A 22014-nucleotide genomic window follows, 5' to 3' on the forward strand; every position below is an offset into this window, starting at 1 on the left:
TCTTACAGCCTCCTGGCTAGTGCACTGGTCGGACCAGTAGGCTCTGCACATTGCCAGTCGGTGGCGGCTCGGGTCAAGGGGGCTTGCATGGGTGGACCGCGCTTCGAGCCGGTGCGTGCCGTGCGCGCTTACGAGCGGGTCGTGGAGCAGGTCGAGGAGGCCATCGAGAGCGGCGCGCTGACGCCGGGCGGGCGGTTGCCGAGCGAGCGCGAGCTGATGGTGCAGTTCTCCGTCAGCCGCTCGACCGTACGCGAGGCGCTGCGGGTGCTGCAGGCGCGCGGCCTGGTGCGGTCGCGGCCCGGCGATCCGAACGGCGCGGAGGTGCTGCCGTTCACGCCCGCCGCATTACACAAGTCGATGACCACGCTCGCCCGGGTGGAGGAGTTGTCGCTGGCCGAGCTGGTGCAGTTCAGGATGGTGCTGGACTCCGCGGCCATCCTGCTGGCGGCGCGCCTGCGCACCGAGGAGCAGCTGGCCGAGATGTACGCGGCGGTCGCGGCGATGCGCGCGGCGCTGGACGAGGGGGAAGCCGGCGACGAGGGCGCGGACGCCTTCGGTGCGGCCGACCTGGCCTTCCACGACGCCGTGGCGCGCGCGAGCGGCAACAAGCTGATCGAGATCTGCACCGACGTGGTGCGCTCGATCGTGCTGAAGCTGATCGCCGGCCGGATCACGGACGAGCCGGACCGGGGCGCGCTGATGCGGCGCAGCATCAGGAACCACGAGGACGTGGTCGCCGCCATGCGTGCCGGTGACGGGCCGCTCGCCGCCAGATTGTCGAGAAAAGCGATGTACGACTACTACGCCGGGTACGTACCGGAAAGAGAAAGAGGCGCCTTGCGTGCCTTGCTGGAGTGATCTGGCGCACAGGGTGTTATCTTGCCGAGGTGGCGGCGGTGTACGGGGACGAACCGGCCGGGGGGCTGGGCGGCGGACCGACAGAAGGACCGGCAGACGGACCGGTGGGCGGGCCCGCGAACGGTTCGGCGGGCGGTTCGGCGGGCGGGGCGATGGGCGGTCTCACGGACGGGCTCATGAGCGGGCTCACCGAGGCGTTCCTGCGTGAGCCGCGCCGGTACACCAGTCACCAGGTCGCCGACATGGCGGGGGTGCCGGTCTACCGGGCGCGGCGGTTCTGGCGCGCCCTGGGCTTCCCCAACGTGCCCGACGAGGCGGTCGAGTTCACCGACTCCGACGTCGAGGCGCTCAAGACGCTCGTCGGCATGGTGACCTCGGGCGTCTACGACGAGGAGCACGTGCTGCTCCTCGCGCGCTCGCTCGGCCGGGCCACGACCCGGCTCGCCGAGTCGCACGCCGAGCTGGGCGTCGAGGAGCTCGACCAGGCCGGCGTGCCGCTGGCGGAGCGGCCGCGGGCCTGGCGCAGGCGGGCCGAGCGGGTGGTGCCCGACCTGGCCCGGCTGCTGGTCTACGCCTGGCAGCGCCAGCTCGCCGCCGCGGCCGGGCGCATCGCCGTCCAGGACATGAGCGCCGTACGCCTGGCGGTCGGGTTCGCCGACCTGGTCGCGTTCACCCGGCTGAGCCGGCAGATCACCGGCGGCGAGCTGGCCCGGCTGATCGACAGGTTCGAGGGGCGCTCGGCCGACATCGTCACCTCCTCGGGCGGGCGGGTGGTCAAGACGCTGGGCGACTCGGTGCTGTTCGTCTCCGACAAGGCGCACGTGGCCGCCGAGATCGCGCTGCGGCTGGTGGAGACGCACGCGCGCGGCAAGGACATGCCGGAGCTGCGGGTGGGGCTGGCCTCCGGGCCGGTGATCTGGCGGATGGGCGACGTGTTCGGCACCACGGTCAACCTGGCCAGCCGGCTGACCGCGCTGTCCCTGCCCGGCACGATCCTGGCCGATCCGCAGCTGGCCGAGGAGCTGGAGGGCGACCGGGCCTTCCGGCTGCGCGAGGTCAACCGGCTGTCGGTGCGCGGGCTGGGCGAGCTGGCCCCGTACACCGTGATGCGGGCGGAAGGCACCTGAGGCTCTCGGCGCGGAGGTCCGTAGAGTGGATCGTCATGACCGGACGCACCACTCTCGACGGGCGGCTCGTGGGCGCGCAGGCGCGCCTGCTGCTGGAGGCCCGCTACGGCCACTTCACCGCCATGCAGGTCAGGGACCGCCGGGTGCGCGGGCTCGGCCTGCACCTCGACCGGCTCGACGCGGCCTCCCGCGAGCTGTTCGGCGGCGGGATCGACCGGGCGGCGGTGCTCGCCTCCGTCCGCACCGTGCTGGGCGGCGACGTACGGGACGCGAGCGTGCGCGTCTACGTGCTGGACGGCGACCCCCCGCACGTCGTCGCCAGTTCGGGCCCGCCCCACGGGCCGCTGGCCGGGCCGCTGAGCGTCAGGTCGGTGGTCTACCAGCGTTACCTGCCGCACATCAAGCAGGCGGGCGGCTTCCAGCAGGCCCACATCAACCGGGCGGCGGCCCGCGACGGGTTCGGCGAGGCGCTGCTGACCACCGGCGACGGCCTGATCAGCGAGGGCTCGATCACGAACCTGGGCGGCTTCGCGGACGGCCGGCTGGTCTGGCCGGACGCGCCGATGTTGCGCGGCATCACGATGCGGCTGCTGGAACGCATGGACGTGCCGCAGGTGCGGCGTCCGCTCAAGGTGGCCGACCTGACCGGATTCGACCTCGTCTTCCTCTGCAACTCCTGGGGCGTGATGACGGTCGGGCAGGCGGACGGCCTGCCGCTGCGCCACGACGACGGCCTCGCCCGGCGGCTGCTCGATCACTACGAGGCGATCCCGGGCGACCCTCTGGACTGACGCGGGCCACGGGTTAGGATCACCCGAACATCGTTCTGACGAAGGGTGCCCGGATGACACGCCAGCACGCCATCGGTGACCTCCTGCGGCGCTCTGCCGCCCGCCACCCGGCCAAGACCGCCGTCGTCTACGGCGACCTGCGGCAGAGCTACGCCGAGCTCGACGCCGTGGTGAACAGGACGGCCAACGCGCTGGCCGCGCGGGGTGTGGGCAAGGGCGACAGGTTCGCCGTCCTGAGCCACAACAACCACGCGTTCGTGGTGGCGTACTTCGCGCTGGCGCGGCTGGGGGCGATCTCCGTGCCGGTCAACTTCATGCTGGGGGCCGAAGAGGTGGCGTACATCCTTGAGCATTCCGGGGCGAGCGGGATGCTGGTGGAGGAGGCGCTGCTGCCGGTGGCCGCCGCGGCGGTCACGGACAACGTCCGGGTGCGCGGCGTGATCGGCGCGGGCGCCGACGGGTGGGAGCCGTTCAGCGCCTGGTCGGAGCACGACGACGCGACGGAGGTGACGGTGGAGATCGGCGACGACGAGCCGATCCAGCTCATGTACACCAGCGGCACGGAGTCCCGGCCGAAGGGCGCCACGCTGTCCAGCCGCAGCCTGATCGCCCAGTACGTCACCTGCGTGATCGACGGCGAGATGCGCCACGACGACGTCGAGGTGCACGCCCTGCCCCTCTACCACTGCGCGCAGCTGCACTGCTTCCTGACGCCGGGCGTCTATCTCGGCGCGACCAACATCGTGCTGCCAGGGGCGAGCCCGGCGGCCATCCTGGCCACGATCGAGGGCGAGCGGGCCACGAAGCTGTTCTGCCCGCCCACGGTCTGGATCTCGCTGCTGCGTCACCCCGACTTCGACCGCAGGGACCTGTCGTCGCTGCGCAAGGGCTACTACGGCGCCTCGATCATGCCGGTGGAGGTGCTGAAGGAGATCGCCGCGCGGCTGCCCGACGTGCGCCTGTTCAACTTCTACGGCCAGACGGAGATGGCGCCCGTCGCCACGATTCTCGGCCCGGACGAGCAGCTGACCCGGCTCGGCTCGGCCGGGCGTCCCGCGCTGAACGTGGAGACGCGGATCGTCGACGACCAGGACCGGCCGGTGCCGCCCGGCGTGGTGGGCGAGATCGTGCACCGCAGCCCGCACGCGATGCTCGGCTACTGGAACGACCCGGACAAGACGGCGGAGGCGTTCCGCGGCGGCTGGTTCCACAGCGGCGACCTGGGCGTCATGGACGGCGACGGTTACCTGTCGGTGGTGGACAGGAAGAAGGACATGATCAAGTCGGGTGGCGAGAACGTGGCCAGCCGCGAGGTCGAGGAGGCCATCTACCAGCATCCGGCCGTGGCGGAGGCGGCGGTGTTCGGGGTGCCGGACGAGAAGTGGATCGAGGCGGTCACGGCCGCGGTGGTGCTGCGGGAGGGTGCGGGGCTGACGGCCGGTGAGCTGACCGGGTTCCTGCGCGGGCGGCTGGCGTCGTTCAAGACGCCCAAGCGGGTGGTGTTCGTGGACGCGCTGCCGAAGAACGCCTCCGGCAAGGTGCTCAAACGCGAGCTCCGCGAGTCGATGTCGTGAAATATGCTCATGGCATACCGCTGACCAGGCGTTATCCGGCCTGATAACGGGAATCCCCTCTCGGCGACGACTTCATCTCAAAGCCCAGGGACCTCTCCTTTGTGTCCCGACCGGGAGGGGCCGCATGCCACGCCTGCCCGAGCTCATGCACCGTGCGCTCTTCCGCGCGCTGTCCCTGCTGTCGGCGAAGGGGCAGGGGCTGGTCCTGCGCCGCTACTTCGACTGGCGGCACCGGATCCCCGACCCGTGGCGGCTCGCGACCGACGACTACGAGCAGCAGAAGTACCTGGTCACGCTCAAGCACCTGCCACCGGGGCCGTACCGGCGGATCATCGAGGTCGGGTGCAGCGAGGGGGTGTTCACGCTCGCGCTGGCGGCGGCGTACCCGGAGGCGGAGATCGTCGGAGTGGATCTGTCCGAACGGGCGCTGACGCGGGCGCGGGCGCGCGTGCCGCAGAACGGGCACGTGCGCTTCGTCCGCGCCGACCTGCTCACCCACCGGCCGCAGGACCGCTTCGACCTGGTGTTCTGTTCCGAGACGCTCTACTACCTGGGGCGCGAGGAGCGGCTGCGGCTGGCCTCGTCGCGGCTGAGCGAACTGCTCGCGCCCGGCGGGGTGCTGGTGGCGGTCCATCCGTGGCCGGAGTCCGACCGGCTGCACGGCTACCTGGACGCGCACGGGTCGCTGGCGCGGCTGAACGAGCAGGTCTACGCCTCCTCGCAGCGGCCGTTCGCCATCACCGTCTACCGGACGCGGGCGGCCGCCTGACCGCCGCCCGGCCGCCGTCCGGCCGGCTACTGCTTGCCCAGGAGGTCGGCGGCGATGCGGCGGACCACCACGCGCTGGATCTTCCCGGTCGCCGTCTTGGGCAGCTCGTCCAGCACCAGCACCTCGCGCGGCCGTTTGAACGAGGCCAGCCCGTCGCGGCAGAAGCCGATGAGCTCGCCGGCGTCCACCTGGCGGCCGGGGGCGGGCACCACGCATGCCACCGGCTTCTCCAGCCCCTCGCCGTCGATGTAGGCCACGACCGCGCACTCGCCGACCGACTCGTGCCGCAGCAGCCGGTCCTCGACCTCCATCGGCGACACCCAGATCCCGCCCGCCTTGATCATGTCGTTGGAGCGGCCGAGGCAGCGGTAGGAGCCGTCCTGCTCGCGCACGTAGGTGTCGCCGGTGCGCAGCCACTCGCCCTGGAAGACCTGGCGGGTGGTGGCCGTGCGGCACCAGTAGCCGGTGGCGATCGAGTCGCCGCGGACGAGCAGGTGGCCCGGCCTGCCGTCCTCGACGGGGGCGCCGTGGTCGTCGAGCAGCCTGGCCTCGTAGCCGGGCACGACCGTTCCCGAGGTGCCCGGCCGCACCTGGCCCGGCGCGTTGGAGATGAAGATGTGCAGCGCCTCGGTGGAGCCGAGGCCGTCGATGATCTCCACGCCGAAGCGGCCGGTGAAGCGGCGCAGGATCTCGGCCGGCAGCGCCTCTCCCGCCGAGACGCCCAGCCGTACGGAGGCGAAGGCGTCATCGGGGATGCCGGCGGCGAGCAGCGCGGCGTAGAAGGTGGGGCCGGCGAAGAACAGCGTCGGCCGCTCGGCCGCCACCTGGGCGGCCACGCCGGCGGGGGTGGGGCGGGCCGGGTCGAGGACGGCGGTCGCGCCGGCGGCCAAGGGGAAGAACATGGAGTTGCCGATGCCGTACGCGAAGAACAGCCGCGCCACCGACAGGCACCGGTCGTCCGGGCGGATGCCGAGCACCTGGCGGCCGTAGGTCTCGTAGACGTCCCTGATCGCGCCGTGGCGGTGCATGGCGGCCTTGGGCGCTCCGGTGGTGCCTGAGGTGTAGAGCCACAGCGCGGGTGAGTCGCGCCAGCTCTCGTACGCGGGCCCGGCCGGCCGGCCCGAGGCTAGCACCTCGGCCCAGGAGAGGCCGGGGCCGCGCGCCCCAAGAGCCTCAGGGCTCTCACTGGTCCGGCTTGTCCCGGTGGTCCCGTGAGTCTCGCTGGTCCCGCCGGTTTCCCCGGCCTCCCCGGCCTCCCCGGTCAGGATGAGTGTCGTCACCTCGGGGGTCTGCGTCAGGGCCGCGCGGACGACCGGTTCGAACTCCGGCGTGGCCACGACCGTCCTGGCCCGCGCGTCCCTGATGAGCGCGCCCAGCTCCGTCCCGTTGTACATCGTGGACACCGGCACCGCGACCGCGCCCATCCGCATGACGGCCAGGATCGTGATCACTGTCTCCGGCCGGTCGGACATGACGAGCAGGACCCGCTCCTCCGGCCTGACCCCCAGGCGGGCCAGCCCGGTGGCCAGCTCGGCCGTGCGGGTGGCGAGCTGGGCGTAGGTCAGCGTGCCCGCCGGGCCGGTGACGGCGACGTGGTCGCCCCGGCCGGCCTCGACCTGGCGGTCGGTGAGAAAGACGCTGGCGTTGAACGATTCGGACGTCATGGCCGTCCCCATCCGCAGGCGGGCGATCGTGACTGAATCTTCTACACGGGATCGGTAGCTCGTCAATGACTTGTAGAGCTCAAAGGTGCACGTACTCGTAGTCGAAGGGCCGGCCGTTGATGCCCGAACGCGGCGGCGCGACCCAGGCGGCGATCTTCCCCGGCTCGTAGACGGGCCGCATCAGCGACAGCACGTGCGTCTTGTCCTCGGCGGCCGGCAGCCAGCGGCCGGCGGCGGCCTCCCAGTCGGGCTCGGCGAGCACCCGCCCGTCCGGGGAGACGTGGTGGCCGGCGAACGCGCCCACCTTGCGGTTGAAGCCCACGTGCGGCAGGTAGAGGACGGGGTCGAGGCCGTGGGAGACGAGGATGCGGTTCCACCGGTTCACGCCGGTGACGCAGTCGGCCACGTACTCGCCGCGCAGGTCGGCGTTGAGCGCCGTCAGGGCGGGCAGCCGGGCCTCGGCCAGGCGGCCGTCCTCGATCCGCGGCACCACGGCGACGGCCTCGGTGAGCAGGTGGTCGTCCTTACGGCGCTCCTCCTGCCAGCGCCCCTTCAGTCCGGCCGTGTAGTAGTTCGCCACGTTGGTGGAGGTCTCTCCGCCGAACAGGTCGAGGCTCACGCTGTAGTGGAAGTTGATGTACTTCTGGATGACGTTCAACGGGATGCCACCATATTTCCGGACATCTTCGTCGTCGTGCTCGCGCATGAGCTGCGCCGTCCGCTCCACCACCCGGTCCACGCCCGTGGTGCCCACGAACATGTGGTGGGCCTCCTCCTTGAGCATGAACTCGCAGGTACGGCTCAGCGGGTCGAACGCCGACTCCTTGAGCGTGCCGAGCTGGTACTTGCCGTCGCGGTCGGTGAAGTAGGTGAACATGAAGAACGACAGCCAGTCCGGCGTCTCCTCGTTGAAGGCGCCCAGGATGCGCGGCGAGTCCTCGCTGCCCGAGTTACGCAGCAGCAGCGCCTCGGCCTCGTCCCGGCCCGACCGGCCGAAGTAGGCGTGCAGCAGGTAGACCATCGCCCACAGGTGCCGGCCCTCCTCCACGTTGACCTGGAAGAGGTTGCGCAGGTCGTACAGGGAGGGAGCGCTCAGCCCGAGGCGGCGCTGCTGCTCGACGCTGGCCGGCTCGGTGTCGCCCTGGATGACGATGAGCCGCTGCAGGTCGGCGCGGTACTCGCCGGGCACCTGCTGCCAGACCGGCTGCCCCTTGTGCTGGCCGAAGGCGACCCGCCGGTCGGTGTCGCGCTCGGCCAGGAAGATGCCCCAGCGGTATTCGGGCAGCGGCACGTGGTCGAAGTGCGCCCAGCCCTCACGGCCGACGGCGACGGCGGTGCGCAGGTAGACGTCCTGGGTGGGCAGCGCCGGGCCCATCTCCGCCCACCACTGCAGGAAACGCGGCTGCCACGACTCCAGCGCCCGCTTCAGCCGCCGGTCCTCGGCCAGGTCGACGTTGTTCGGGATCCGCTCGGTGTAGTCGATGCCCATGTCAAGCTCGCCTCCGGTCGGCTGGTCATGCTCGCTCACGGTCGTAGACGGGGCGCCGGCCGGTGCCGTAGCTGCGCAGCGCGCCCTCGGGCCCCGAGGCGTTCGGGCGGGTGAAGATCCAGTTCTGCCAGGCGGCCAGGCGGGCGAAGATCTTGGTCTCCATGGTCTCGGGGCCGGCGAAGCGCAGGCTGGCCTCCATGCCGGTGAGCGCGTCGGGGCTGAGCGCGGCGCGTTCCTCCAGCGCCAGGCGTACCTCGTCGTCCCAGTCGAGGTCGTCCGGCGCGAACGTCACCAGCCCCAGCTCCAGCGCCTCGCCCGGGCCGAGGCGCCTGCCCTGCTCCTTCTCCAGCGCGGCCACCCGGCCGGGCTCGGCGTGGAAACGGGCGGCCAGCCGCGACAGGCCGTTGCCCATGGGGTAGTCGCCGAAGTTGGCGTGCGAGAGCTCGATCTCGGCCGGCCGGTCCGGGTCGTCCAGCATGTACTGGCGGTCGCAGGCCAGGGCCAGCTCCAGCAGCGGGCCGGCGAAGCAGCTGCCCGGCTCGATCAGCGCGATGAGGCTGCGGCTGGTGACGTCGAGGCGTTTGAGCGTGCGCTTGAGGTAGTGCCTGATCTCGCCGTGCGGCCAGGCGTCGGTGCCCGGCTCGGCGGCCAGGACCGCGTCGATGTCGCCCTCGGTCCTGATCACCCAGGTGCCGAGCTCCGGCTCGTTCGTCCGCAGGCGCAGGATCAGGTCGTCCAGTTCCCTGGTCATGCGCAGCAGCCAGCCGTCGTCGCCCGCCTCGGGGCCGCGTACGGTGATCGTGACCTGGTGCTCCTCCGGCACCGCCGTGACCGTGGAGTAGGCGTAGCCGTCGGGGCGCAGCGGCGGCAGCTCGACCGGCCGGGCCCCCTCGGGGCGGGCCGAGCGGGCGGCCGCCTCCTTCGCGCGCTCCCGTACGGTCTGCTCGAACCGGCTGCGCGGCACCGCCTCGTCCACCAGCCGCCAGGCCACCGCCGTCCTGCCGCGCACGCCCTCGCTGCGGGTGGCGAACACGTCGGCCAGGTCCTTGCGCACGCCGCGCTTGTCGGTCAGCCGGGTCAGGCCGCCCGTGCCGGGCAGCACGCCGAGCAGCGGCACCTCCGGCAGGGACACCGCCGTGGAGCCGTCGTCGACCAGGATGATCCGCTCGCAGGCGAGGGCGAGCTCGTAGCCGCCGCCCGCCGCGGTGCCGTTGACCGCGGCCAGGTAGGTCTGGCCCGAGCAGGCGGTGGCGTCCTCGATGGCGTTGCGGGTCTCGTTGGTGAACTTGCAGAAGTTCACCTTCCACGGGTGGGACGACTGGGCCAGCATGCGGATGTTCGCGCCCGCGCAGAACACCCGGTCCAGGCCGCCGGTGAGGACGACCGCGCGGACCTCGGGGTGCTCGAAGCGCAGCCGCTGGACGGCGTCGTACAGCTCGATGTCGACCCCGAGGTCGTAGGAGTTGAGCTTGAGGTCGTAGCCCGGGACGATGCCGGCGCCCTCGTCGACCGCCAGCACGATCCTGGCGACGTCGCCGTCGAACTCAAGCCGGAGGTGACGGTATCTGCCGGGATCGGTGTCGAAGGACGCCTCTGGCTGTCCGGTCATGCTTCAAGTTCAACAACCAACGGGTGCCGCGTCAAGGTTCTGTAGAACTTTCCGGAAGGAGGCCGAGGTCCTGCGAGCGAGGGTCGGGCGCCCGCCTGCGGGGGTGGCCCTGAGCCTGGCGGAGGCAGGCCGTCCCGGACGACGTGCGCTGCCGACGCGGGTGAGCGGCCTTCCCTGCGCGGTGTGGCGTTACCGGCGCGGCTGCGTCCCGGCTCGCTGCCGACGTTCCTGAGCGGCGTGCGGCGTTCGGAAAGGGGCGTGGGGGCGGAAGCCGGGGCCGAAGTCGGTCAGGCCCGAGCACACGTGGTCGCGGAACGAGCGCGCGGCCGGGGTGAGCCGTTCACCCGCCGGCCAGCTCACCCCGATCGTCCTCGACACCGGCGGATCCAGCGGGATCTCCACCACACCCCCGGCCGGCGGCTGCTCGGAGCGGGGCAGGACGGCCACGCCCAGCCCGGCCGCCACCAGGCCGCGCACGGTCTCCGTCTCCTGCCCCTCGAACGCGATCCGCGGCTCGAACCCGGCCGCCGCGCACAGGCTGTCGGTGATCTGGCGCACGCCGTACCCGTGTTCCAGCGTCACCAGCTCCTCCCCCGCCAGCTCCTCCGCCCGCACCCGGCGCCGGCCCGCCAGGCGGTGGGACGAGGGCGTCGTCAGGACCATCTCCTGGTCGGCGAGCGGACGGCTGACCAGGTCGGGATCGTCCAGCGGCATGGGGCCGACGAACACCAGGTCGATCTCCCCCTCGCGCAGCGCCCGCAGCATGTCCTGCCGCGACCCCTGCGCCAGGCTGAACCGGATGTCGGGGTTGCGCTCGCGGAAGCCGCCGATGAGGGAGGGCACCAGGGTGCGGCCGAGCAGGTGCAGGAAGCCGAGCACGATGCGGCCGCTGCCCGGGTCGATGTCCTCGCGCACCTCACGGGCGGCGGCGGTCACGACGGCCAGGGCTCTGGCGGAGGCGGCGGCCAGGGTACGTCCTGCCCTGGTCAGGCGGATGCCACGGCCGGCGGGCAGCACCAGCGGGGTGCCGACCAGGTCCGCCAGTCCGGCCAGGCGGCGGCTGGCCGTGGGCTGGGGGATGCCGAGCAGCTCGGCGGCGCGGGTCACGTGGCCGGTCTCGCCTACGACGGCCAGCAGCGCGAGCACGGGGGCGAGGCTTGCCGCCAGCCGGTCATCCGATTCATCCATCACAGTATGAATTATCGCCCATTTCTGCATTAGACGTATTTATTAGCCTTGCTTAGCGTTTGTGGGGTGGTAGTTCTCGAAGCCTCCTCCTCCGCCACCGTCGGCACGCGGCGGGTCAGCGTGGCCGTGGCGGCGGCCGGGCTGTCGTCGTTCGCCCTGCTGTACGCGCCGCAGCCCGTCCTTCCTCAGCTCGCCTCCGCGTACGGGCTCGATCCCGGCACCGCCTCCTTGGCCATCGGGGTGGCCACCGCTGCACTCGCCGTGGCGGTGCTGCCCCTGGCCTGGTTCGCCGGGGCAGTGGGGCGGCGCCGGGTGATCGTCTGGTCGGTCGTGCTGTCGGCGCTCATCGGCCTGCTGCTGCCGCTGGCGCCGTCCTTCCCCGTGCTGCTGGGGATGCGGGCGGTGCAGGGGGTGGCCATCGCCGGGTTCGCGGGGGTGGCGGCGGCATACCTGGCGGACGCGCTCGGAACGGCCCGGCTGGCCGGAGCGGTAGGGGCCATGATCGCCGGCAACTCCGTCGGCGGCATGCTCGGCCGCCTCGGCGCCGGCTTCGCCGCCGAACCCCTGGGCTGGCACGGAGCCCTCGCAGCAGTAGCGGCCGTCTCCCTGGCCTGCGCCCTCTTCACCGCCACCACCTTGCCCCGCGACCCCCGTACAGCGGGATCCCGGCGAGCCGCCGCGCCGGCGGACACCGGGACACGGGCGGGTACCGGAGTGCGGGTGGGGCTGGTGGTGCCGGTGGTGGTGGGGGCGCTGGGGATGGGGGCGTTCGTGGCGCTGTACAACGCGGCCGGGTTCCGGCTGGCCGCGCCGCCGCTGTCGCTGGCCCCGGCCGCCGCCTCCCTGGTCTTCCTGTCGTATGCCATGGGCACCGCCTCATCGGCCGCCGCCGGACGTCTGACGGCCCGCCTCGGCCGGAGGACGGCACTGGTCACCGCGCTGGCCGTCACGACGGCGGGCTCCGTGCTGACCGTGTCGGCGTCGCTGCCCGTGGTGGTGGCCGGGTTCGCCGTGCTGACCGCCGGATTCTTCGCCGCCCACGCCGTCGCCAACGCCTGGGTCACCGCCGACGCGCCCTCGTCGACCAGGGGCAGGGCCGCCGGGCTCTACACCCTCTTCTACTACCTGGGCAGCGGCGCGGGCGGCACGGCCGGCGCCGTCGTGTACGGGCACGCGGGCTGGACCTGGCTGATCGTCATGACCTCGGCCTGGCTGCTGCTGGCCGCCCTCATCGTCCTCCTGACCGCCCGCCACCCGACCCCACCCGCCCCAGCGGCGAACGACGCCAGGACGAGAACCCAGGAGAACCAGCGAACCCCGACCAGCTGACCACCGACCCGAGTCCGGCCGGAGCCCGTTCCCCGAGCGGTTGACCACCGAGCGGGAACCGGTGTCATCCGACAGAGCGTTCCAGCGAGTCGGTAAGCCAGCCGAGCAAGGCGCCGATCGTGGCCCGTTCGCCGCTGACCTCGCCCACGAGTTGCCAGTAGCGGCGGACGCGTGGGTCGCGGTCGGGTTCGACGATCGTGAGGAGGCGGCGGCGGAAGGACGGGGTGTCGGTGCGGCCCCTGACCGTGGCGTGTGCGTGGACGAAGCGGTCCAGTTCGGGTCCCGGGCGCGGTGGCTCGCCGGCGAGCACGAGCGGCGAGGCCAAGGTGATCGCCTCGCCGACGCCGTGCATGAGGTCGTCCTCGCTGCCGATCTCCCTGGCGTGCGCCACGGCCCTGGCGCGCAGGTCGCCGGTCAGGGAGCGGTCCCCGGCCAGGGCGACCAGTTCCGCGTACGCGATCACCTGCGGCGGCGTCGGATCCGGCGGCGGCGGGGGCGCGGCCATGGCCAGGAACGGGGCGAGGGTCGCGTCGGAGACCGGCGAGACCATCTGCCACCGCCAGAACCGCACCAGCGCCTCCCGCGCGGCGGCGGCGTCCGCCACGCCGGCCAGCAGCGCGAGCCTGGCCGCCCGGTCGGCCGGGCCGGCCTCCTCGACGGCCCGCAGCCGGGCGCGCCGCCAGGCCAGCTCCGCGAGCCGCAGGTCGAGCGCGGCCCGCTCGGCGGCGACGGCCTCGCCGACGGAACGCTCGCCGGCGAGCACGTGGCAGATCGCGGTCAGCCCGAGCCCCAGCCCGCGCAGCCGCTTGACCAGGCCCAGCCGCTCCACGGCCGTCCGGTCGAACCTGCGGTGCCCCCCGGTGCTGCGTACGGAGGCGATGATCCCCTCGTCGCAGTAGAAGCGGATCGTCCGCACGGGTACGCCGGTGAGCCGGGCCAGATCCCCGATCCCGAGCGTCTCGTCGCGCGAAAGCACTTGAACCTCCACTGGACTGGAGTTCTTACGCTACCGCCGTATCCCGTGAGAGGAGATCTCGTCATGACGACGCTGGACTACGCGCGGCTGGTGGAAGGGCTGCGGGAGGTGACCGCCGGGTACGCCGGCGCGGTGGCAGGGGGCGATCCCGAGGCGAAGGTGCCCACCTGCCCGGAATGGCGGCTGGCCCGCCTGGTCGGGCACATCGGGCAGGCCGACCGGTGGGCGGCGGGCATCGTCCGCGAAGGCGGCCCTTCGGCCGTCCCCGATCCGGCCGAGGCCGACCACGATGAGCCGGCGGCATGGGAGGAGCGGCTCCTGGGCGGCGCCGAGGAGCTGATCGCGGCCGTGCGGGACGTCGGGGCGGAGACCGAGGTGTGGTCCATGGCAGGGCCGGTGCCCGCGGCGTCCTGGGTGCGCCGGATGATGTGCGACACCGCGGTCCACCACTACGACGCGGCGGTGACGACCGGCGCCGCGTACGGGATCGCCGGCGATGTGGCCGCCGAGGTGCTCACCGAGAGCCTGCAGCTGATCGCGGCGACGGAGGCGGCGGAGGCGTTCCTGCCGAGGCTGGCCGCCTTGCGCGGCCGGGGCGAGCGGCTGGTGATCCGCCCGGACGGGGTGGACGGCTGGGTGATCACCAGGACGCCCGAGGGGGTGCGGTGGGAGCGCGGCGACGGTGATGGTGACGTGGTCGTGTCGGGGACGACGGCCGAGTGCATGCTGGTGTTCGCGCGCCGGCTGCCGGCCCGCGCCGTCACCGGGGACCGGGCGGTGCTGGAGCACTGGCTCGCCCACACCGCGTTCTGAACGCTCGCCCGGCAGGGCGGGGATGGTCAGAGTTCGACGTGGTGGTCGGGGTCGCCGCCGAGGCGGCCGCCGTTCAGGGTGTCGAGACGGGCTGTCTCCTCCGGTGACAGGCTGAAGTCGAACACCTCGAAGTTCTGCCGCATCCGTTCGGGATCGCCCGACTTCGGGATGGGCACCGCGCCCCCCTGCACGTGCCAGCGCAGCACCACCTGGGCCGGAGTACGGCCGTGCGCGAAGGCCAGGTCGGTGACGGCGGGGTCGTCGAGCAGCTTGCTGCTCGCGCCGAGCGGGCTCCACGACTCGGTCACGATGCCCTGCCCGGCGTGGAAGGCGCGCAGCTCGTGCTGGGGGAAGCCGGGATGCATCTCGACCTGGTTGACGACCGGCAGCACGCCCGTCTCGTCGGCCAGCCGGCCGATCTGGGCGGGGGTGAAGTTGGACACGCCGATCGAGCGCACCAGCCCCTGATCACGCAGGTGGACGAAGGCCCGCCAGGTGTCGGTGTAGAGGTCGCGGCCGGGCAGCGGCCAGTGGATGAGGAGCAGGTCCACGTAGTCGAGGCCGAGGCGGGACCGGCTCTCCTCGAAGCCGCGCATGGCCGCGTCGTAGCCGTGGTGGGAGCCGCGCAGCTTCGTGGTGACGAACAGCTCCTCGCGGCCCACGGGCGCGTCCGCGACGGCGGCGCCGACGTCGGCCTCGTTGCCGTAGGCGGCGGCGGTGTCGATCAGGCGGTAGCCCAGCGAGATCGCGTGGGACACCGCCTGGCGGGCCTCCGCGTCGCGCATGGGATAGGTGCCGAGCCCCAGGCGCGGCATCGGGCGGCCGTCGGAGAGCATGACGGTCATGATGTGGGTCCTTCCCCCCTGTGTCGTACGAGTCGAGTGTCCTCCCTTACCCGGCGGCCTGCCGGACAATCCGTGACGTGCCGCGGGAAGGGGATCACTCAGCTTTCCAGATAGCGCAGGATCGCCAGCACGCGGCGGCTGTAGCCGGGGTCGCGGGGCAGGTCGAGCTTCTCCATGATCGCGTTGACGTGCTTCTCGACCGTGCTGAGCGAGACGTGCAGGCGTTCGGCGACGGCGGCGTTGACGAACCCCTGGGCGAGCAGCCGCAGCACCTCCCCCTCGCGCGGGCTGAGCCGGCTCAGCGGGTCGGCTCGGGTGGTGCGGGCCAGCAGCTGGCGCACCACCTCGGGGTCGAACGCGGTGCCGCCGGCGCGGACCCGTTCCAGCGAGTCGAGGAAGTCGCCGACCTCGGAGACCCGGTCCTTGAGCAGATAGCCGAGCCCTTCGGTGGACCCGGCCAGGAGCCTTGCGGCGTAGTGCTGCTCGACGTACTGCGACAGGACGAGCACGCCGATCCCGGGCAGCCGCTCGCGGATCTCCAGCGCCGCCCGCAGCCCCTCGTCCTTGTGCGTGGGCGGCATGCGCACGTCGACCACGGCCACGTCGGGACGGTGCCGGCCGACGGCGTCGAGCAGCGCGGGCGCGTCGCCGACGGCGGCGACCACCTCGTGCCCGGCGTCGTCGAGCAGCCGGGTCAGGCCCTCGCGCAGCAGCACCGAGTCGTCGGCCAGGATCACCCGCACGGCGGCGCCTTCGGCAGCGTGGCGGCGATCCGTGTGGGGCCGCCGGGCGGGCTGTCCACGGTGAACGTCCCGTCGAGCGCGAGCACGCGCCGGGCCAGGCCGGACAGCCCGCCGCCCGAGGCGTCGGCGCCGCCCGCGCCGTCGTCGGAGATCGCCACACTCACCGTCCGCTCGTCCTCGCTCAGGACCACCAGGATGTCATGCGCGCCGGCGTGCTTGACCGCGTTGGTGATGGCCTCGCGGGCGACGAAGTACAGGGCCGTCTCGACCTCGGAGGCCAGGCGGCCGCTCAGCCCGTGGTGCACGGTGACGGGGACGCCCGACCGCTCGGCCACGCCGGCCAGCGCGGCGCGCAGGCCGAGCTCGTCGAGCGCGGTCGGGTAGACGCGCCAGGCCACGCTGCGCAGCTCGTCGAGGAGCTGGCGGGCCTCGGTGTAGGCCTGGTCGACCAGCTCGGCGGTCCGGTCGGGGGCGACGCTGTGGCGGGCGCGGCCGAGCAGCATGGCCAGGGCCACGCCGCGCTGCTGCACGCCGTCGTGCAGGTCGCGCTCGATCCTGCGGCGCTCGTCGTCCACCGCTCTGACGATGCCGGAACGGGTCGCGGTCAGCTCGGCGATGCGCCTGCGCATCAGCTCCCGGCCGCCCGGCCCGAGGAAGCGGGCCGCCAGGCGGCGCTCCATTGCCGCCAGGGCGGCGACCATGAGGACCAGCACGGCCAGCAGGACCGCTCCCGTGGTGAGGCCGACGATGCCGCTGCTGGTCACGAGCTTGACGCCGGGCAGGTTCAGCGGAACGGGCTCCGTGCTGTCCCTGATCAGGTCCCAGGCGCCGCCGGCCAGGAACAGGCAGGCCAGGAACAGCGTGGACGCGCAGACGTACCCGCCGAGGAGGGCCAGGGCGGCGCGGGCGGCCAGGAACGTGTACCCGCCGTCCCGCGTCCCCTGGGCCTGGTCCGCCGCCCCGTCAGTCCCCCGCGAACGTGTGCCGAGGTGGCTCGGGTCCAGGTCGAGCCAGCGGGACAGGCGGGCGCGTTCCAGGGCGGTGAGGCGGGCGCGGCCGCGGGCGAGGGCGGGACGCAGCGCGGGGACGAGGGACGCGGGCGCCGCCGCGCACAGGAAGGCCAGCTCGGCGAGGCCGAGAGCCGTCCCGACGAGGACCCCGGCCGCCATCCGCGCGATCTGCCCGCCCCACACGGGCGTGAAGTCTAGGCGTCGCGGCGGCGCAGCACGACCAGGCCCGCCACCAGCGCCGCCGCCGTCCAGGCCACCAGCCATGCCAGCCCCTCTCCCGCCGGGTACGGGATCGGCCCGCCGGTCAGATTGCCGGTGCTCCCCATGAACGCCAGCCCGGCGAACATCGGCAGCCGCATCGAGGCGTCCACCGCCACCTGGCTGCCGGTCATCAGCAGCAGCAGCGGCAGGCCCATGAGCAGCATGAACACCACGGTCAGGGTGCCCGCCGCGCTGCGCACGGCCGCTCCGGCGCCCAGTGTCAGCACCCCTGCGAAGGCGTAGTACACGCCGGTGCCCAGCAGGTCGAGCGCGACGTCGGCGGCGGGCAGGGCGACCAGGCCGCCGAACACGTCGATGGACAGCAGCAGGTACACCGCCGCCGTCGCCACCGCCCCGGACAGGACTCCGGCCGCGAACATGACGGGCGCGACCACCAGCGCCTTGGCCGCCAGCACCACGCCGCGCACGGGCGTGGCCTGGAGGGTGACGCGGATGCCGCCGGAGGCGTACTCGGCGGTGATCGTCAGCATGGCCAGGGCCACCAGGGCGAACTGGACGAACGACGTGGCCGAGACCACGGGCTCGCTGGCCGTGACGCGCACGCCGGCCGCGCCGTCGCGCAGGGCGTCGGTGGCGGCGGCCCCGCCCAGCGTGACGGCGGTCAGCACGGTGAGCGCGAGCGCGCAGGCCAGGCACCACCATGTGGACCTGACCGACCACACCTTCGCCCACTCCGCCCCGGCCGCCTGCCACAACGCCCGCGCCATCGCCCCCGGTCGCCCGAACGCCTGCCCCGACGTCCGCACCGTCGCCTCCGACGGCTCGGACGCCTGCCCCAGCGTCCGCCCGTTCATCGGCCCACTCCGTACTCGACGCTGTCCGCGGTCAGCTCCTGGTAGGCCTGTTCCAGGGACGCCTGTCTGGTACGCAGCTCGTGCAGCCGGATCCCGGCCTCGTGCGCCAGGTCGCCGACGCGTTCGACGGGGGCGCCGGTGGCCTCCAGCTCGTTCTCGCCGAGCCGGTCCACCGCGATCCCGGCGGCGCGCAGCCGGTCGGCGAGGGCGTCCGCGTGCGGGGTGCGGATCAGCACGGCCGTCAGCGAGCTGCCCGCGATGACGTCGGCGAGCGGCGCGTCCGCGATGAGCCGGCCCCTGCCGATCACCACGAGATGGTCGGCGGTGAGCTGCATCTCGCTCATCAGGTGGCTGGAGACGAACACCGTGCGCCCCTCGCCGGCCAGCGATCGCATGAGCCCGCGCACCCACCGCACGCCGTCAGGGTCGAGCCCGTTGACGGGTTCGTCGAACATCAGCACTTCCGGGTCGCCCAGCAGCGCCGCGGCGATCCCGAGGCGCTGGCTCATGCCCAGCGACAGCGTCCCGGCCCGCTTGCCCCCCGCGCCGGCCAGGCCGACGGTCTCCAGCACCTCGCCGACCCGCCGCCGCGCGATCCCGTTGCTGCGCGCCAGCGCCACCAGGTGGGCACGGCCGCTGCGGCCGGGGTGCACGGCGCGCGCGTCGAGCAGCGCGCCGACCGTGCGCAGGGGATTCCTGAGCCGCTGGTACGGGACTCCGCCGACGAGCGCGGTGCCGGCGCTGGGCCGGTCGAGGCCGAGGACGAGGCGCATCGTGGTCGACTTCCCCGCTCCGTTCGGCCCGAGGAAGCCGGTCACCGTGCCCGGTCTCAGGTCGAGGGACAGGTCGTCGACGGCGAGACGGTCGCCGTACCGTTTGGTCAAACCCCGCAGACTGATCATGCCGCCCCACGCTAGGAGCCCGGCGCGGCGGGGACCATGGGGGCGGCCCGCCGACCTCGATGGCGGAAACCCGTAAACCGGGCGCACGTCCCCCGTGGTGCGGCGGGCGGTCCCCGCCTCAGGAGTGGGCCGCGCTCATCCATTCGGGGACGTCGCTGAGCAGGCCGCCCAGCTCCTCCAGCAGGTCCTCGTCCACGGCGGCCCCCGACGCGGACAGGTCCTCGACGCGCCTGCACAGCTCCGCCTCCCTGACCGCGCCGACCGTGGCGCAGGCACCCCTGAGCCGGTGCGCGAGCGCCGTGGCGGCCGCCCGGTCGCCGTCGCGTACGGCCTGCCCGAGCTCGTCGAACGTCCGCGTGGCGGTGGCCAGGTAGGCCCGCGCCACGTCCGCCAGCGCCTCCTGGGACAGCCCGGCCAGCTCGGGCGGCAGCCCGGCCGAGGCCGTCCACTCCGGGATGCGGGCCAGCACGCGCGGCCAGTCCACGGGCTTGGCCAGGTGGTCGTCCATGCCGGCTTCGAGGCACCGGATCCGGTCGTCGGGCATGGCGGCGGCGGTCATCGCGATGATCGGCGTGTGCACCTCCTCGCGGCCCCTGATCTCGGCGGTGGCGGCCAGGCCGTCGAGGACGGGCAGCTGGCAGTCCATGAAGACCAGGTCGTAGCCGCCGTCGAGCACGGCCCGTACGGCCTGCGCGCCGTCGTCGACCACCTCGACCTCGTGCCCGGCCTGGCCGAGGACGAGCATCGCCACCTGGCGGCTCACCTCGTCGTCCTCGGCCACGAGGATCCTGGCGGCGGCGGCCGGGCTGCCGTTCTGGCCGGCCGGGTGGTCGCCGGGGGACTCGGCGGTGCCCAGGGCGTTCTCCACGGCGGCGACCAGGCGGCGGCGGCTGAGCGGCCGGGTGATCGACTGCACGGCCCGCTCGCCGGCCGGGGCCGGCCAGGCGAAGCCGGAGCGGCCGGGAGTGACGACCACGATGACGCTGGTGGCCTGGAGCAGCGGGTCGGTGAGGATGGCGTGGGCGAGCGAGCTCGGCGCGCCCAGGTCGGCCCGCTCGGCGCCCAATGAGGCGGCCGGTGAGCCAGCCGCTGAGGCGGCCAGTAAGGCGCCCGATCCGTTGCTGGGCGAAGTGTCCGGTGAGGGGTCCGGCGCGGTCCCGGGCGGGGTCGCCGGTGCCGTCCCCGGCGTCGTGCCCAGGTCGAGGGCGACGACCGCCAGCTCGTACGGCTCCCCCGCCGCCGCGGCCGACCGCAGCCGGGCCAGGGTCTGCTCCTGGTCCCTGGTCTCCTCGACCTCGGCCCCGGCCTGGGCCAGGTAGCGCGCGGCCAGCGTACGGTCCTCGGGCCGCGAGTCGGCGACGAGCGCGCGCCGTCCTTCCAGGGTGTGCGCCCCCGGCTCCGCCCACGTCACGACGTCGAGCGGCAGCGTGGCCCAGAAGCGGCTGCCCACGCCCTCCACGCTGTCCAGCCCGATGCTGCCGCCCATGAGCTCGACGAGCTGCCGGCTGATGGCCAGGCCCAGGCCGCTGCCGCCGGTCCTGCGCGTGATCGGCGAGTCCACCTGGCGGAAGACGCCGAACACCCGCTCCCGGTCGTTGGGGCCGACCCCGATCCCGGTGTCGGCCACGGCGAACCTGAGCGTCACCCGTTCCTGGCCCGGCTCGCCCTCGTCGAGGGTGACCCGCAGGTCCACGCCGCCCTGGAAGGTGAACTTGAGCGCGTTGCCGACGAGGTTGGTCAGCACCTGGCGCAGCCGGGCGGGGTCGCCGGACACCTGGCTCGGGACGTTCTCGTCGAGCCGGAGCGTGAGCCAGAGCCCCTGCTCGTACGCGTGCGGCGCGAACGGCGCCACGACCTCGTCGCACAGGCGGGGCAGGTCGAAGGTCACGGCGTCCACCTGGAGGTGGCCGGCCTCGATCCTGGACAGGTCGAGGAAGTCGTCGAGCAGGCGCAGCACGTTGTGCGCCGACTCCTGGGCGGTGGTGGCGTAGTAACGCTGCTCCTCGTCCAGGCGGGTGCCCATGAGCAGGGAGTTCATGCCGAGCACGCCGTTGATCGGGGTGCGGATCTCGTGGCTGATCTTGGCCACGAACTCGGACTTGGCGTTGGAGGCGCTGAGCGCGTCGTCCCTGGCGGAGGCCAGTTCGGCGGCGTACCTGGCGAGGGTGGCCTGGGCCCGGCGGCGGCCGCGGGTGGAGTGGATCTGCAGGCCGAGGCCGATGAGGATGAGCAGGGCGAGCAGGGCGGCGACGGTGAGCACGTTGGTCCGCAGCTTGTCGGCGGAAGCCAGCGCCTCGGCGGCGGAGACCTCGGCGGTGACCGTCCAGCCGATGCTCGGGATGGGTTCGGAGGCCGACATGACCAGGCCGTCGATGCCGCGGTACATGCCGCTCCACGCCTGCCCGGCCAGCGCGGCGTCCACCCGGAAGTCCTCGCGCAGGGAGGTGAGCGCGTACACCTGCCTGCCGGGGTCGGCGACGAGCACGCCGGCCTTGTCGGTGATGAGCAGCCGGATGTCCTGCGCGTTGGCGGCCTCCTCGGCGAAGGCCTTGATCGCGTCCAGGCTGTAGACGAGGGCGAGCATGCCGAACATGCGCACGCCGTCGGCGCTCATGATGGGCGCGGCCACGGCGACCGCCCTGGACACGTCGCCCATCGTGGGCGTGTACGCCTGGGAGACGTGGGCCTGGCGGCCGTCGCGCACGGCGCGGTACCAGTCGGTGCTGGTGATGTCCTGGGGCAGCGCGCTCGGGGGTTCGGCGCCGAGCATGCCGCCCTCGGGGGAGATCAGCATGAGCCCGCTGACGCCGTCGCGCATCCGTTCCAGCTGGCCCAGCCAGTCGCGCAGGGTCGTCGGCGTGGCGTCGCCGACGGAGTCGCGTACCTCGGGGCGCTGCGCGAAGGCGGTGACGAGCTGTTTGAGCGAGCTCATCTGCTGGTCCACCACGACCCTGCTGACGGACGCGGTGGTCCTGACCCGGTTGCTGACCTCGTCGCGCACGGCGCCCTCGGACAGCGAGATGCTGGACGACGTCAGCGCCGCCAGTGGCAGCAGGCCCAGGAGCGTCCACAGGGCCGTCACCGCGAACAACCACCGCACGGGCGTCCGTCCCTCCCCCCAGCCGTTCGGGTACAGAGTAGGAGGTAACCGGCGGGCACGCCGGATCCGGATGAGCAGAACGAGCAAAAGTCGATCTTTTGTAATAAAACACGCCTAAGCTGCAAGAATCTACTGCTTGGACGAGGAGCGT

18 protein-coding genes are annotated in these 22014 nt (G+C 73.1%); 7 read left to right on the forward strand and 11 right to left on the reverse strand.

The window, feature by feature from the left end:
- Window positions 1-87 precede the first annotated feature (87 nt).
- The 5 genes from OIE67_RS24960 (at window position 88) to OIE67_RS24980 (ending at window position 5119) form a co-directional block, all read left to right on the forward strand.
- A complete protein-coding gene (locus OIE67_RS24960; RefSeq protein WP_326644301.1) occupies window positions 88-858 on the forward strand; it encodes a FadR/GntR family transcriptional regulator in 771 nt (256 codons plus the stop codon).
- A 176-nt stretch (window positions 859-1034) separates the two neighbouring features.
- Complete coding sequence (locus OIE67_RS24965) at window positions 1035-1985, forward strand: adenylate/guanylate cyclase domain-containing protein (protein WP_326644303.1); 951 nt, start codon at window positions 1035-1037, stop codon at window positions 1983-1985.
- Between the two features lie 35 nt (window positions 1986-2020).
- Entirely contained in the window at window positions 2021-2776 is a 756-nt protein-coding gene (locus tag OIE67_RS24970) for an aminotransferase class IV (protein WP_326644305.1), read from the forward strand.
- Between the two features lie 53 nt (window positions 2777-2829).
- The gene (locus OIE67_RS24975; protein WP_326644307.1) at window positions 2830-4350 is read left to right on the forward strand and encodes an acyl-CoA synthetase; all 1521 of its coding nucleotides are present in this window, start codon (window positions 2830-2832) and stop codon (window positions 4348-4350) included.
- A 124-nt stretch (window positions 4351-4474) separates the two neighbouring features.
- Complete coding sequence (locus tag OIE67_RS24980; RefSeq protein ID WP_326644309.1) at window positions 4475-5119, forward strand: class I SAM-dependent methyltransferase; 645 nt, start codon at window positions 4475-4477, stop codon at window positions 5117-5119.
- Between the two features lie 26 nt (window positions 5120-5145).
- Here the strand turns inward: OIE67_RS24980 and OIE67_RS24985 are convergent, their stop codons facing one another.
- The 4 genes from OIE67_RS24985 to OIE67_RS25000 all read right to left on the reverse strand — a co-directional run bounded on the left by OIE67_RS24985 (window position 5146) and on the right by OIE67_RS25000 (window position 11069).
- Complete coding sequence (locus tag OIE67_RS24985) at window positions 5146-6783, reverse strand: benzoate-CoA ligase family protein (RefSeq protein WP_326644311.1); 1638 nt, start codon at window positions 6781-6783, stop codon at window positions 5146-5148.
- A 79-nt stretch (window positions 6784-6862) separates the two neighbouring features.
- Window positions 6863-8311 (reverse strand): benzoyl-CoA 2,3-epoxidase subunit BoxB, encoded by a 1449-nt coding sequence (gene boxB / locus OIE67_RS24990; protein ID WP_326644314.1) that lies wholly within the window; start codon window positions 8309-8311, stop codon window positions 6863-6865.
- Window positions 8298-9881 carry a 2,3-epoxybenzoyl-CoA dihydrolase gene (gene boxC, locus OIE67_RS24995; RefSeq protein WP_326644315.1) on the reverse strand — a complete coding sequence of 528 codons (1584 nt, stop codon included), beginning with the start codon at window positions 9879-9881 and terminating at the stop codon, window positions 8298-8300. Before boxC ends, boxB begins: the two co-directional genes overlap by 14 nt.
- Window positions 9882-10070: 189 nt before the next feature.
- Window positions 10071-11069 (reverse strand): LysR family transcriptional regulator, encoded by a 999-nt coding sequence (locus tag OIE67_RS25000; protein WP_326644317.1) that lies wholly within the window; start codon window positions 11067-11069, stop codon window positions 10071-10073.
- A 66-nt stretch (window positions 11070-11135) separates the two neighbouring features.
- Here OIE67_RS25000 and OIE67_RS25005 point away from each other — a divergent pair, with 66 nt between their 5' ends.
- On the forward strand, window positions 11136-12398 hold the full coding sequence (locus OIE67_RS25005) for an MFS transporter (protein WP_326644319.1): 1263 nt from the start codon (window positions 11136-11138) through the stop codon (window positions 12396-12398).
- A gap of 64 nt (window positions 12399-12462) precedes the next feature.
- Here the strand turns inward: OIE67_RS25005 and OIE67_RS25010 are convergent, their stop codons facing one another.
- Window positions 12463-13374 (reverse strand): MerR family transcriptional regulator, encoded by a 912-nt coding sequence (locus OIE67_RS25010; protein WP_326644321.1) that lies wholly within the window; start codon window positions 13372-13374, stop codon window positions 12463-12465.
- A 63-nt stretch (window positions 13375-13437) separates the two neighbouring features.
- Between OIE67_RS25010 and OIE67_RS25015 the strand changes: the two genes are divergently transcribed.
- Entirely contained in the window at window positions 13438-14187 is a 750-nt protein-coding gene (locus OIE67_RS25015; protein WP_326644323.1) for a maleylpyruvate isomerase family mycothiol-dependent enzyme, read from the forward strand.
- Between the two features lie 26 nt (window positions 14188-14213).
- Here OIE67_RS25015 and OIE67_RS25020 read toward each other — a convergent pair whose 3' ends face one another.
- The 6 genes from OIE67_RS25020 to OIE67_RS25045 all read right to left on the reverse strand — a co-directional run bounded on the left by OIE67_RS25020 (window position 14214) and on the right by OIE67_RS25045 (window position 21863).
- Window positions 14214-15032 carry an aldo/keto reductase gene (locus OIE67_RS25020; RefSeq protein ID WP_326644325.1) on the reverse strand — a complete coding sequence of 273 codons (819 nt, stop codon included), beginning with the start codon at window positions 15030-15032 and terminating at the stop codon, window positions 14214-14216.
- Window positions 15033-15130: 98 nt separating this feature from the next.
- Window positions 15131-15775, reverse strand: a complete 645-nt coding sequence (locus OIE67_RS25025; RefSeq protein WP_326644327.1) for a response regulator transcription factor — start codon at window positions 15773-15775, stop codon at window positions 15131-15133.
- The gene (locus OIE67_RS25030) at window positions 15766-16968 is read right to left on the reverse strand and encodes a sensor histidine kinase (RefSeq protein WP_326644329.1); all 1203 of its coding nucleotides are present in this window, start codon (window positions 16966-16968) and stop codon (window positions 15766-15768) included. The genes OIE67_RS25025 and OIE67_RS25030 overlap by 10 nt, the downstream gene beginning before the upstream one ends.
- Window positions 16969-16979: 11 nt before the next feature.
- The gene (locus OIE67_RS25035; protein WP_326644331.1) at window positions 16980-17861 is read right to left on the reverse strand and encodes an ABC transporter permease; all 882 of its coding nucleotides are present in this window, start codon (window positions 17859-17861) and stop codon (window positions 16980-16982) included.
- Window positions 17858-18763 carry an ATP-binding cassette domain-containing protein gene (locus OIE67_RS25040; RefSeq protein ID WP_326644333.1) on the reverse strand — a complete coding sequence of 302 codons (906 nt, stop codon included), beginning with the start codon at window positions 18761-18763 and terminating at the stop codon, window positions 17858-17860. The genes OIE67_RS25035 and OIE67_RS25040 overlap by 4 nt, the downstream gene beginning before the upstream one ends.
- A 118-nt stretch (window positions 18764-18881) precedes the next feature.
- Entirely contained in the window at window positions 18882-21863 is a 2982-nt protein-coding gene (locus OIE67_RS25045) for a hybrid sensor histidine kinase/response regulator (protein ID WP_326644335.1), read from the reverse strand.
- Between the last annotated feature and the right edge of the window lie 151 nt (window positions 21864-22014).

Origin of the sequence: Nonomuraea fuscirosea (assembly GCF_035917475.1) — a bacterium.
Classification (GTDB): domain Bacteria; phylum Actinomycetota; class Actinomycetes; order Streptosporangiales; family Streptosporangiaceae; genus Nonomuraea; species Nonomuraea fuscirosea.

Excerpts from the sequence above, each read along its gene's own strand:
- OIE67_RS24985 (WP_326644311.1), bottom strand. The coding sequence starts at position 6,783 with ATGACGTCCGAATCGTTCAACGCCAGCGTCTTTCTCACCGACCGCCAG.
- OIE67_RS25000 (WP_326644317.1), bottom strand. The coding sequence starts at position 11,069 with ATGGATGAATCGGATGACCGGCTGGCGGCAAGCCTCGCCCCCGTGCTC.
- OIE67_RS25020 (WP_326644325.1), bottom strand. The coding sequence starts at position 15,032 with ATGACCGTCATGCTCTCCGACGGCCGCCCGATGCCGCGCCTGGGGCTC.
- OIE67_RS24965 (WP_326644303.1), top strand. The coding sequence starts at position 1,035 with ATGAGCGGGCTCACCGAGGCGTTCCTGCGTGAGCCGCGCCGGTACACC.
- OIE67_RS25015 (WP_326644323.1), top strand. The coding sequence starts at position 13,438 with ATGACGACGCTGGACTACGCGCGGCTGGTGGAAGGGCTGCGGGAGGTG.
- OIE67_RS24970 (WP_326644305.1), top strand. The coding sequence starts at position 2,021 with ATGACCGGACGCACCACTCTCGACGGGCGGCTCGTGGGCGCGCAGGCG.
- OIE67_RS25040 (WP_326644333.1), bottom strand. The coding sequence starts at position 18,763 with ATGATCAGTCTGCGGGGTTTGACCAAACGGTACGGCGACCGTCTCGCC.
- OIE67_RS24960 (WP_326644301.1), top strand. The coding sequence starts at position 88 with ATGGGTGGACCGCGCTTCGAGCCGGTGCGTGCCGTGCGCGCTTACGAG.
- OIE67_RS24975 (WP_326644307.1), top strand. The coding sequence starts at position 2,830 with ATGACACGCCAGCACGCCATCGGTGACCTCCTGCGGCGCTCTGCCGCC.
- OIE67_RS25035 (WP_326644331.1), bottom strand. The coding sequence starts at position 17,861 with ATGAACGGGCGGACGCTGGGGCAGGCGTCCGAGCCGTCGGAGGCGACG.
- boxC (WP_326644315.1), bottom strand. The coding sequence starts at position 9,881 with ATGACCGGACAGCCAGAGGCGTCCTTCGACACCGATCCCGGCAGATAC.
- OIE67_RS24980 (WP_326644309.1), top strand. The coding sequence starts at position 4,475 with ATGCCACGCCTGCCCGAGCTCATGCACCGTGCGCTCTTCCGCGCGCTG.